General features: G+C 32.9%; 8 protein-coding genes. 2 read left to right on the plus strand and 6 right to left on the minus strand.

What is annotated here, in order from left to right:
- Positions 1-41: 41 nt before the first annotated feature.
- The 6 genes from P0077_RS08440 to P0077_RS08465 form a co-directional block, all read right to left on the minus strand.
- The gene (locus P0077_RS08440; protein WP_276168669.1) at positions 42-3,734 is read right to left on the minus strand and encodes a YobI family P-loop NTPase; all 3,693 of its coding nucleotides are present in this window, start codon (positions 3,732-3,734) and stop codon (positions 42-44) included.
- A 150-nt stretch (positions 3,735-3,884) separates the two neighbouring features.
- Positions 3,885-4,811 (minus strand): hypothetical protein, encoded by a 927-nt coding sequence (locus P0077_RS08445; RefSeq protein WP_276168670.1) that lies wholly within the window; start codon positions 4,809-4,811, stop codon positions 3,885-3,887.
- Positions 4,808-4,996, minus strand: coding sequence for a helix-turn-helix transcriptional regulator (locus P0077_RS08450; protein WP_276168671.1), 189 nt, complete (start codon positions 4,994-4,996; stop codon positions 4,808-4,810). Before P0077_RS08450 ends, P0077_RS08445 begins: the two co-directional genes overlap by 4 nt.
- A gap of 203 nt (positions 4,997-5,199) precedes the next feature.
- Positions 5,200-6,483, minus strand: a complete 1,284-nt coding sequence (locus P0077_RS08455) for a site-specific integrase (protein WP_276168672.1) — start codon at positions 6,481-6,483, stop codon at positions 5,200-5,202.
- Positions 6,484-6,752: 269 nt separating this feature from the next.
- Positions 6,753-8,591, minus strand: a complete 1,839-nt coding sequence (locus tag P0077_RS08460; RefSeq protein ID WP_276168673.1) for a cytochrome-c peroxidase — start codon at positions 8,589-8,591, stop codon at positions 6,753-6,755.
- Positions 8,592-8,605: 14 nt separating this feature from the next.
- A complete protein-coding gene (locus P0077_RS08465; RefSeq protein ID WP_276168674.1) occupies positions 8,606-10,084 on the minus strand; it encodes a phosphatase in 1,479 nt (492 codons plus the stop codon).
- A gap of 499 nt (positions 10,085-10,583) precedes the next feature.
- Between P0077_RS08465 and P0077_RS08470 the strand changes: the two genes are divergently transcribed.
- Complete coding sequence (locus tag P0077_RS08470; RefSeq protein WP_276168675.1) at positions 10,584-11,546, plus strand: S41 family peptidase; 963 nt, start codon at positions 10,584-10,586, stop codon at positions 11,544-11,546.
- 254 nt (positions 11,547-11,800) lie between these two features.
- The gene (locus tag P0077_RS08475; protein ID WP_276168676.1) at positions 11,801-12,358 is read left to right on the plus strand and encodes a helix-turn-helix domain-containing protein; all 558 of its coding nucleotides are present in this window, start codon (positions 11,801-11,803) and stop codon (positions 12,356-12,358) included.
- Positions 12,359-12,368: the final 10 nt, after the last annotated feature.

A 12,368-nucleotide genomic window follows, 5' to 3' on the forward strand; every position in this document is an offset into this window, starting at 1 on the left:
AATCTAAATAAACTAAGAATTTATGCCGAAGATTAGGGAAGTTAGTATTTGGCAACAACCCTAATCTTGTCATCCAGAATTTTATAGGAAGAGATAAGCTTCTTAGTTTTTAATATTTCCACAAACTCTATATTTGTTGTAGACTTGTTAATTGTAGGTTTCTTTTGTTTTTCTGAAATCTTTTTAAACGGGTTTGGCAATAACTGAATAAGTTTAATTGAATTAGCATCTTCTAATCTATGATGATTGGAATTAAAAAGTTTGATTCTGTTTTCTATAGATTTGGAATTCAAAAAGAAGCTTTTAAGGTATTCAAAATCAAGTTTTGCATATCCGTATAAGCTTAAAACATCACCAATCTTTTCTGATAGGTTGACGTTAGAAATAACTTCAGATTTTTCTAGTTTCTCAAAAACTAATATTTTATGTTCTTTTGATATGAGCGAAGATTCGAAAAATTCTTCTTTCTGACTAATTGTCAAAGGATAAGTTTTCTCATCATATTTTGTAGAAAAAGTGTGCTGATGAATAACTAAATACTTAATCAATAATTTTGGATAATTTTTAACAATTTTACTGAAATTAGATTCACTAAATCCTAAAAATTGTAAAGAAATTAGCTCCTGTACTTTTTCTTGAGACAGTTTTTCAAATTCAATCTTTTTCCATCTGCTATACAATCGAGGTATAGACTTTAGAAGTTTTGCATATGTAGCTAAAGTTAGTTCCTCTTTTATTATTATGGCTACAGATAATTTTTCAACTAAATCATCATCATTTTTTTTAAAAGCATAAATTTTATCCGAAGATAAAGTAGAATGGTTTTCAGTATCATTAAGAAATTCGATTAGTATATCATCAATAGAATTCTCACTGAGTGAAAAATAAAGACTTACATTGTTCCAATTCGGAACTATTTTTCCATGTTTAAAAAAGCTTGGATAATCACGCTCTTCATTTATTTCTGACAAGTCGGATATCTGTATTGTTTCCTTTTTAAGAAAATCAAACTTAATATCTTCTTTTAATCTTTTATTATTGTAGATTCTAATTATTGACTCCTCATTTTCTTCAATATAGGCATCCTTAACGCTGTTCGTATACCGTAGGTAATCATTTATTTCTTTCTCTACATAGTTTTTTAGATGCTTGCTTTGGGAGCTAACTATATCAGTAAAATTATACCTCTCTTTGACTTTTTTATCTTTACTTAATCCATACTTATTCATCATTAAAACAATGTTCTTGTCATTTAATTGATAATAGTTATTTTCATATACAAAATCGAATAGTTTTTTCGTTTGTTCAGTTGGCTCATTCAATATTTTAAATTTAATCGTAAGTTTCTGAATAACATTCCCAAACTTTTGCTGATATGACTCGAAAGGAATAGACAAGAAGTCAGGTTGGGAGGAAATGTAGTTTGCAAGATATCCTTCTGAATTTAAACCTAAAATGATTTTGTCATCTACAACTGAAAGAATATATCTCAAGATTTCTGTTGTATCTTTTTTAGACAAGCCTGAAGAACTATTTATAAAAGACCAAATATTAAGCCATCTTTTACAAATTTCGTTGAGAAAAATATCTGTTCTGCCAATATTTTGTTTAGGCAATAATTTGGATTCTAATGGGTAAGATTTTAAATATGAATTTATAAAACCCATCAACTCTCTTGATTCATCTGATGCATCCTGATTTCGAGTGAGCATGTTGAAAATCGAATTATATTGTGTAGTGTATGTACCTTTGTTCTTTAAGATAAATGTTATCAAGTCTTGATTCAGAATTGTTTTATTTTCAAAATATCTCGGTTGGATTCTTTTAATAATAGTCTTGATGTTTTTTAAACGAAAATCGTGCCCTAAAGGTGACTCGCTTTTTACACTAATTAAGTATTCATTATCTTCAGGAGTTAAGCTCACTCCATGAAAATATGATATGTAGTCATAATAGTTTTCATCTATAAAACCATTTCGTAGAAAAAACAGCATCAGTTTATCAGATTTCTCTTCTTCCCTTAAAAAATCTTCAGACTTATATTCTTTTAAAATTGATTTTATACTTAAAGCTTTTGTTCTATTTTTTTTATCCTCAAGTAAATCTATTTGGTATTGTTTTTGACTAACCACATCATTTTCTTTGTCCTTAATATTTTGGATTCGTTCTTCATAGGTAAGATTAGATGAAAGTGAATTTTCTATGTCAGAGAATGTGATGTTAGTACTAGCATTGAAATTTGAACCATAAGAGTAGCTTATTTTTTTAGATTTATCTAACTTGAGGAAATGAGGTTCCTGTTCCAGATTTTGAAAAGAAATGTATTCGCTCTCAATCAAAATTGCTTTAAGGTCATGTCTAACTGATTTTCGTATCTCATTTAAGTATATCGCATTTATTTCCTTTATATCAGTACGTTTTTCATTTCCTATTTTTTCAATTTCTTTCTTTAAACAATTTTGTTCGTTTTCAATTGTACTAATAACTAATTTTAAAATTTCTGACTTCCTAGCTCTACTAAGTAAAGAGTAAATCTTCCCTTCTTTATTATGAAGACTAACAAAATCTAGGGGTCTCATATTTTTGTAAACTATAGTAGCTAATAGATTGTTTTGTTTTAGCTTCTTATTTAGTTGTTCTTTATAAATTGTATATTCATTACAAATATTAGTTAATAGTCTCATATCGTCAATAAACAGAGACACATCATCAATAAATTCTTCTGTGAGAGGATTAATCAATTTGCTGTTTGATTTATCTAATAATTTCTCTCTAAGCTTTTCGTTAGAATTGTGATTATTAATAAATGGTATAACGGGTATGACAAGGTCAAAAAATTTGGTCCTATCTTTTTCTTGAAGTATCTCGTCTCTGACGGCATAAATAAATGTAACTTTTCTCCTAGTATCACTAATTACTTGGTTAGAATTATTTATTAGACCATTTATTTCACGAAGCTTAGTGAAAATATTAAGTTCGTCTTGTCTGTCTAAATCTTCTATTATTACAACATTAAATGAAGTTCTCTCAAAAAAATATAGAATCTCATCCAGATGCTTGTTTAATATAGACTCATCTAATTCCTTACCTAACTCGATACCTTTGACATTGATTTTATTTATTCTAGAATTATATAATAACCTAACCACTTTTTTAAGTAAGAAGTATAAACCTACCAAGGAGATAAAAAAAAAGATAAGTGCAGTCCAGTCTGGGTCATATGAAGTGGACCAATTTGAAGGATTTAGACTATTTACGTAATTAAAACTTATTAAGGCAAAAGTAGATAGCAACCAAAATATTATGGCTATTGAAACACCTATAATTTCTTTGTTTGAGATATTCTTAATTCTTTTTAGTCTTGAGTCAGGAACATCAATTGGCTTTACCTTATAAAATATCTGTTGTAGTATGCTTAGTTCAATTAGTTTGTCTAAATTTTCATTATTTTCTCTGAATTTTTGAGGGCTATTATTGGACTCCCATTTAAATTCTGCCAGGGATATATTTAAAAAATTGTAATGACCCTTATATTTCGCTTGAAATGAACGAATAATACTACTCTTTCCAGAACCGTACGACCCTGTCAATGCAAAGTTTTTGACATCCATATCATCTAAACCTTCTTTTAAAGAACTTAAATAAATGGAAATCGATTCTGAATCAATTTGTTTAGGAGAAAGAGACTCAAATTTTTTTACTACTTCACTTGGGTTTTTTATTGGCTTCTCCATAATTGTAAGTAATTTATCTAGAAATCGTTTAAGTGATACGTATTACGTAAAAGTAATTAGTTTTTTAAGAATTTTATTACACATAAGCGTATCGCAAAATACTCTTGTCAAGAATTATGCAAGGGGTATTATATCTTGCATTTACCCCCATCAAGCTACTTTTTGGTAATAGGTTGTAGGATAACAATTCATCAAATGGTAGAATTTGGCTTTTAATAATTCCCTGATTTGATTCTTGGTTTGTTCTATTCCCATATCATGACAATAGTCATAAAAATCACGTTTATTTCTAGAATACACCTTGTCAGAAACATCCTGTTTTAAAAGTCTCCAGTAATGGGGGTTGCAGTAGTCTTTAAAAGAGTCGTTTTGAGGTCGTTTAAGCGCTTTAAGCATCATTTCCGAATCTATTACCATGAGTTTGTTGAACTGCTCTAAAAGAAACTGGAATAGGGTTAAAAACGTTCTTTTTTGAGTAATGTCTCGCAAATTGAAAATACCAAGTTGATGGAGCTTCCTTTTACTAATAATTTTCACCTCAATTCTAAGGATGTTACCCCCAATTTGGTAGTGTTTCGATTTATTGTAAACTTTTAAGGAATAATCATACTTTTTAAATTCTTTGTAATCGCCTTTACCATTAAATTTTTCATGAACAGTATGGTCTGAGAAATCGTACATTAAAATATTATCCTCAATAATCAATTTAGGGTCTTTAGGTAGAGTTATATTCAACCCAAATTCTAAATTTGTTAATTTGGTTTTATTTGAGAGTATATCGAAATTATTACAGATAACTTCTATGGTATTCTGGCACTCACAAAAAGAAAAATCATTATGATTATGTTCCATACCATAAAAAGTCATATTGTGAAACTTATGCAAGCTCCCTTTAATGAAACTTGCATTTTCTTGAAGCCTTACTTCCAGGTTTTCCAATTTACCAATTTTAGGGTATTCGTCCACGGTCCCTGTATTTATGTTAAATCTACTGTTTAAATCTATCACACCGTTATCCTGGAGAAAAGTGTCAAACCTTTCTTTGTCCAACGGATAGAACTTTACGAAATCTATCATATCGTTGAGGTTTTATAGTTAGACAATTGAATTTGTTCCATTATATCCTCATATAGATATAAAGGTTTCCTTCCGATTTTGTGTGAGGGTTTTAAGATTCCCTTCTTGTTGTGGTTGTGTAAGGTAACCAAAGAGATGCCTAGCATCTTTGCGACCTCTTGTCGACTCAAAAATTGTTGTTTCATAGTACATTATTTTAATATTATAATGCATAGTTACAATCTATATCTTTGGAAGTCAATGTGTTATATAAACCAATATAAAAATCAGGACTGAATTTTCATAATAGTCTACTAATCAAAAAGTTGAGGTTATATAAGTTAATATAAGTCTGACTTTAACAAATATTTAACAAGAGGAAAAATGGATTTTTTCGTTAAAGAGTAATTTAATCCGACAAATTGAAAAAACCACTTTGAGCAATTTTGATGGCTCTTTGCTCTTTTTCTATTCTAATATAGTTATAAAACTCTTTCTCGGAGGCATGACCAGAAAAATGCATAATATCATAAATAGGCATACCCTTCTTGTACATATTTGTGCAGAAAGAACGCCTAGCAGTATGAGAACTAATCATTTTATATTTTGGTATTTCTTCGGCACGTTCATGACCTCCTTTAGTGTAGTTGTTTATGACCGTATGTGTTAATCCTGCCTTTCTACCAACCTCCTTTATGTATTCATTAATATCTTGTTCGTTCATTTTTTTAGGAGGAACATTATTGTATTTAGCTAGAATATCTTTAACCTCTAATGTTATTGGGCAGAAAACTTCTTTGTTAGTTTTCTTCTGTTTGATTTTAAAAAATTGAACACCATCTTTCTCGTAAAAGTTGTTTTGAGTTAAACCGTTGTAGTCACTCACACGCTGACCAGTATAGCAACCGATAAGAAATATATCTCTTGCTATATCTAATTTTGGATAGGCAGTAAAGTCGTATTTCTGTATACTTTTTAATTCTTTTTCATCTAAATAAATAGCTGTTGTCTGCTCTTTTAGCACCTTAAACTCCCGTTTACTATAATCTAAATTAGAGTTTACCCCGTCTTGTGTGGCACTTGCTAAAACTGCCTTTAAATTTTTAATATGCTTACCAATGGTATTAACAGACTTATCATCTTCTTCTAAAAATTCAATAAAACCATAGTAAAAGCTCAAATCAATCTCATCAAAATCTATATGGCTGTTGAACTCTCGCAACAATCTTTTAGTCTGATTATAGGAGCGAATTGTTATTTTTTTCAAATTACTTTTTCTCAGGTTTAAAAAATTATCAAAGTACTGGTAGAAATTAAAGTCCTGCGTTTTATGCTCGCCAGGTAGGTCCTTATTAGTTAGCATATCTAACTTACTTCTTAAGGCATCTTTTGTAATAGGACTCTGTACGGACTCTAAATGGCTAACTTCTTTATATAACTCGGTTTTTAAAGAATTCAAGAAATCATTTACAAATGCTCTGTTAAGTATAGTTGCTTTATTTTTTAAGCGTTGATTGGTGTAGTCCCAGTCATTGTATCGTGAATAATAACCAGTAGAATATTTGAACCTCATTTTACCATAGCTAAAGTGTAACATAATTAAAGATTCTTTATTTGGGTTTTTAGACAATTCTTTTAAGGTATCTTTGAATGCAAATCTAATTTTACCCTTTGCTCTTTGAATTATAGCCATGGTTAATTTTTTTATAAAGATAGGAATAAAGAGCTGTAGGGTGTTATTAAGGGTGCTTTTTTCGATGAATTAACTGAAATCAGACTTAACTTTAATTAACTTGTTTTTTACATTAGTTAGTATAAACAAGGGTTATAAGGGGTTTTGATAAAATTAGATTAATTGAAGTAAAATAATTAGTGGTCCAGGTGGGACCACATAAAAAACCTCTCAGAACAATCGTTCTTGAGAGGTTTTTTTATGGGTGGAAACCACTATATATTTATCTTTTAATTACGAGCAATATCTGTATTGTTTGCGGAGGTTAAGAATCTAGTATCCGTTAACGTTCGCATAAATGCAATAATATCTTGCTGTTCTTCTTCGGTAAGGTTAAGCGGATCTGGCGGTAAGGTTTGATATTCGGCCTCAATGCCAATTCCGGCACCTCCACCTCGGTTATAGAAGTCCATAACTTCCTCCAAAGTGTTGTATACACCATTATGCATATATGGGCCTGTTTTTTCGATATTACGTACAGTTGGCGTTTTAAAAAAGTGTTTGCGCTCTTCGGTACCGAAGAAATTAAACCTCCCCAAATCCGGGTCGATTAAAGCGTTTACCGTATCGTTTTTTGTAGGAACACCTATCACCTCCATTTCTGTTTCTTTAAAAGCTACGGGTACGGTTCCATTAAATACGGGAGCGAAATGGCAGGTGGCACATTTTGCTTTTCCCATGAAAAGATTAAAACCATTAATTTCTGAAGCGGTAAGGGTTTCTTCTTTTCCTTTGATGTTCTTATCGAATTTAGAATCGAAAGGGGAAAGACTGCGAATGTACTGTGCAATGGCATTGCGTATATTATAGTCAGTAGTTCCTTTTGTGAAAAGCTTCTCAAATTTCTCGTTATAATCGGCACTTGCTTTTACTCTCTCGGTCAGATTATGAAGGTCTGAGTGAAATTCAGTTTCATTTTCAACTACAGAAATGATTTGCCCTTCAAGGCTGCCGGAGCGCTTATCGTAGAAAAAATCTTGTTGTAGGCCGGCGTAGGTAAGGGTGGGGCTGTTACGGGTTTGTCCGGCAGATTTTGCAAGTCCGTCTGTGAATGCCTTATCTTCTAAGTGACAGGTATTGCAACTAATGGTTCCGTTTGTAGACAAGCTGGTGTCATTAAACAATAGTTTGCCCAAGGCTATTTTATCAGGGTTTTGACCGCCCGATTTATGGTCGGTAAAAAAATCGTTGTTGAAGGTGTCGTTTTCAAAAAGTGATGCTGCATTATTGTTCACGGCCATGGTAAACGGAAAGCTAACATTCCAATCCTTTACCGTGGTGTTAAACATCTCCATTTGCTTATGTGTGTGTTTCTTTATAAAATGATAGCGGTCAAACGTCTCAAAATTGGCATCGGACAAGTATGCAATCGTATCATCAATTTCATTGATCCAATTGTTGTATAGCTCTGTATCGGTAAATAAATACTCCGTAGCAATCAGCAGTTCTTTTAGAGTTCCGTAAACCTCTATTGCTTCCGGAAGCGACCTTTCGAGTACGGGCGAATCAAACCCTGTTATCCCCGTAAGGGATACTCTAATAAAACCATCCCTAACCATCCATAAGACATGATGAGGTTTGGCAAAGCCATAATCTATATTGTGGTCTAGCAAGGTCAAGCGGTTTTTTATAAAGGAAATGGTGCTTTCAATCTTTTGCATGTCCAAAGAATCAGCATATAGATTTTCCTCTAAAACTTGAAAACCAGAAGGCATCTTAATTTTGATGCCATTGACATCCTCCTCCTCAACCTTAAGTATGTTGGGGGCGTTTAGCACATTGTAAGTGCCAGGTTCTATAAACGCCAGCGTAGGCTCAAGACGCTTAAACGCGTTTCTCGCCTCAATAAATTGGGTCTTTAAATGTGTAGTATCATCCATTGAACCTTGCATACTATCCAAAGCCATGGAGCATTGTCCCAAATTATTTTTAAAATTTGTGGTAAGTAGTTGTGCTAAATCTGGTTCTGCCAACTTAGCTAATTCCTTATTTTCTTTACACGAGATGAAGAAAACAAAGAGGCTTATGATAGCATAAACCCCCTTGTTATTTTTAATTCTTATTTGCATATTTTGTAATTATACTATCTACCAAGTCCCTTGATTACGAATAACTGACTTCCTTCTTTATTGCTATTTGGGTCCATATTGGCTTTTGGATCTGTAAAGGCGGATCCATCTGCAGGTACCCAACCGTGGTTTTGAAAGCAGATAACAAAAGAATCTTCAACACCAATAATATCGGATACGTCGATCATACCTTCAATTTCCCAAGTAGTATCCAGGTTTCCGTATCCTTGTGCAACAGCGCTGGCCTGATCACATTCTAAAACTGTTTTTAGTTCACCGGTGTTCAAGTTATACTGGTACAATCTTGCATAGTGTGTTTTTTCCGGAGAATCCGGTGTAGCAGCAGGATCCTCTTGTATGTAGGCGTAGTTTTTGGTAACCGTAATGTTATCTGGGCTCAAGAAGTTTTTGGCCATACCATCAAGTTTATCACCATCAAGAACACAAGTAATCGTACCTTTTAAAGGGTCGTTTTCATCTAGTACTACTTTATAGATTCTACCAAAGGCAGTACCCTTACCTAAAAGGGCGTCTGTTTTTCTTCCCGTAACACAGAAGTAAATTTCACGATGGTTGCTAACTACGCCTCTTCTCCAGTCTATATCTTCAACTCTAGAAAAGCCCATAACCCCTTTTTCTTTAGCTTCGGCATCCAAAAGGTCAGTAGAACCCACTTCGTTCAATTCTACAAACTCAGCCTCATAAGACTCACCTTCGGCCATGTCCATTTCGTACATAATGCTGTCGTTCAAAACTTTTAAACCGTAAAGAGAACCGCTGTTCAAGTCTCCTCTTGGGCCTACGTACATGCCTAATTGTCCAGAAGGGATGTCGTTATCAGAATGGTCATCTCCAATTAATACAACTGTTTTCCCTGGGTAGGCTTCCTTGCTCAATGGTACAGCTTGCTCAGTAATGAACTTGCCCATTGCTGGTAAAATAGTAGCAACAGATGCATTTTCGGCAGATTTATAAGGGTCTACGGCAAAAACACCGTTTAAAGAACCGTTCCACTCACCACCTGAAAGGTAGATTGGGCCAAAACCATGCTCTTCTGGGGTAACCAAGGTACCGGAACATTGTGCGGTTTCGGCAGTAGCTTCTGCATTAAGAATGTATTCTCCGCTAACAGGCTTAAAGGTTTCATCTAATTTTATTCTCGCGATGGCGTAATCAGCTTCAATATTGTTGATTAGCGTGTACGTTCCATCGGCTTCTTTTAAAAGACCTGTACCATCGGCCATAGATCCGTAGATAAAGTCTGGAGAACCTGCTAATTTATCTTCTGAGCTTAATAAAGAATAGATTTCTATATCACTGAACTCAGGAGCTACTTTGGCGAAAGTAGGAGTCTTAGAATGGTTTTTTAATTCTACGGTTTTTGCGGTGTCTTCACCATCCGTGTTTGGATGACCAAGAAAGTCATCTAGTTTTTCACATGAACTGAACATTGCAATTGCAGAGCAATACAACAAAGCATAACGTGTTCTCATTTTACTTAAGTTTTAGAGGTTTATATTGAGAGATAAAACTAATGGCATTTAATAACCCTGCTGTTATACAACTAGTTATGCTTGTTATAACTAAAAGTTAAAATGCTAAGGGTAATTGTTACTAATTAGAATAGTTCTAAGAAATGGGACGTGTAATGGTTTGATAAGCGCCCATGGAAACAATATATTTTAGTGATTTAAAGAATGGACAGGACTATGAACATAGCGGCAGATAACGGCTCTGTGATGGGTTGCAAAAGAAATAGATTAAGATTTTTAATAGCTGGCGAAGAAATTCTTGTTCATTTAATTAATCCAGACTTTTCCTTTTTCCACTTATTATTAACGTTAAAATCAACCTGAAAAGCGTTGAATTTTACTACAAATAACGATATTTAAAGTCGCAGGTAAAATATTAGTCTATTTTACAGCGACAAAAGTGTAACACTGGTTAAAGCATCTCAAACCAATAAAAATTTAGTCAAATTAAAATTAACGAATGAGAATAGCAGTTTTATGCATCACTCTTTTATTGATTTCTCACTCTTGTAAAAGAAAAGAAGAATGGAACGAGGAGGCTTTCTACAATCAAGTGATGAGAATAATTGAAGAAAAGTCAATCAAACGTAATGAGGTAGACTGGATAAGTTTAAAACAGACTGTTAAAGATTCAATTAAACAGTTTTCCACAAATGAAGACGTCTATAATGCTATTGATTATGCTTTAGAACTGGTAGATGATGGACATAGTGTTTTTTTTGCTCCAGAAAATCCTGACAGTATATATGAAAATCGGCTTTTAATGGATACATTGACAGTTCCGGGCATTCATGCGAAAATCATAGAGGACGATATAGCGTATATGAAATTGCCAGGATTTTTTGGAAATGATAGTCTATCAAATTTATATGCCTTAAAGGTTAGAAAAGCCTTATTAAAGTTGGATACTTCAGAAAAATTAAAAGGTTGGGTAATTGATTTGAGAAAAAATTCAGGAGGCAAAATACCAAGTGAATCCTTAGGATTATCGCCATTGTTCAATCAACCATTGATAGGAATTTCTTGCGACAATCAAGAAAGGCTTACAAAGGTGTGCTGTAGTGATGGTGATTTTTATTTTGGTGATTTTAAAATGGATAGTTTAATTTATGAATCAACTTTAAGAAATAAGAATAAAAAAATTGCGGTATTAATAAGTAACCATACGGCAAGTGCAAGTGAATTTCTTGCTCTTGCGTTTAAATTTCAAGATGGAACCAAAACTTTTGGCTCAAAAACAATGGGTAAAACTTCAATCCTTAATTTTATTGAATTTAGAAGTAATGCAAAGTTGCTATTGGCCCAAGAATATTATTGTGATGAAGATAGCATTAAGGTCACGTCAGGAATTCTCCCTGATGTGCAATGTGACAGCACAGAGAGTTTGTCAAAAGCAATAGAATGGATAAAGTATAATTTATAGTGTTCCAGAAAACTAATCAATAATATGACGATAAAATCGCCAAGAGTAAATCTTTGATTTATCACTCTACTTTTTTTGTAACCCATAGTCATTCGCAAAAATCATAAGAAAAGCAGCAAGGTTTTAAATTTTAGCGATAATCAATAATAAAAAGTTTTTATGGACAATCTGATTACTTTTGTCACATGGTTCGTCTGAAATTTTTCGCCCCAAAACCCGACAAACTACAAAACAAAATCTACCTTGTAAAAACAATGAGTGAAACATTTTACATAAAGAACATGGTCTGTAACCGCTGCATAGCCTCAGTTTTGGATATTTTTGCTAAGGAAAACTACACGGTGGAATCCATAGAATTAGGCAAGGTAAACGCCGTTGCAGACAATAAAAGTAGTAAGGCCAATTTGGCCAATGATTTGAAGGAAACAGGATTTGAGCTTATCGATAATGAAACTGAAACACTTGTTGAGCAGATAAAAGTAAAATTGATAAGTAAAATAGAATCCGGGGAAACGGAACACCTCTTTCAATCGTTAGCGGAAGAATTTGGCAAGACCGAAACAGCTTTGAGCAAATTGTTCAGCAAATCTGAGGGCGTAACCTTAGAAAAATACACTATCAACCTAAAAATTGAAAAAGTAAAAGAATACATTCAGTTGGGACAGCTTAATTTCTCCGAAATAGCCTATACTCTAAACTATAAAACCAGTAGCCACTTGGCACGACAGTTCAAAAATTCCACCGGAATGTCCATGAGCGCATACAAAAACTTAGAAAGCTGGAATAGAAAGACCTTGGACCAAATTGTATAAATAAGAATCG

Origin of the sequence: Zobellia alginiliquefaciens (assembly GCF_029323795.1) — a bacterium.
Classification (GTDB): Bacteria; Bacteroidota; Bacteroidia; order Flavobacteriales; family Flavobacteriaceae; genus Zobellia; species Zobellia alginiliquefaciens.

Bases quoted from the DNA above. Each gene is read 5' to 3' on its own strand.
- P0077_RS08445 (WP_276168670.1), bottom strand. From the start codon at position 4,811: ATGATAGATTTCGTAAAGTTCTATCCGTTGGACAAAGAAAGGTTTGAC.
- P0077_RS08470 (WP_276168675.1), top strand. From the start codon at position 10,584: ATGAGAATAGCAGTTTTATGCATCACTCTTTTATTGATTTCTCACTCT.
- P0077_RS08460 (WP_276168673.1), bottom strand. From the start codon at position 8,591: ATGCAAATAAGAATTAAAAATAACAAGGGGGTTTATGCTATCATAAGC.
- P0077_RS08475 (WP_276168676.1), top strand. From the start codon at position 11,801: ATGAGTGAAACATTTTACATAAAGAACATGGTCTGTAACCGCTGCATA.
- P0077_RS08450 (WP_276168671.1), bottom strand. From the start codon at position 4,996: ATGAAACAACAATTTTTGAGTCGACAAGAGGTCGCAAAGATGCTAGGC.
- P0077_RS08465 (WP_276168674.1), bottom strand. From the start codon at position 10,084: ATGAGAACACGTTATGCTTTGTTGTATTGCTCTGCAATTGCAATGTTC.
- P0077_RS08455 (WP_276168672.1), bottom strand. From the start codon at position 6,483: ATGGCTATAATTCAAAGAGCAAAGGGTAAAATTAGATTTGCATTCAAA.
- P0077_RS08440 (WP_276168669.1), bottom strand. From the start codon at position 3,734: ATGGAGAAGCCAATAAAAAACCCAAGTGAAGTAGTAAAAAAATTTGAG.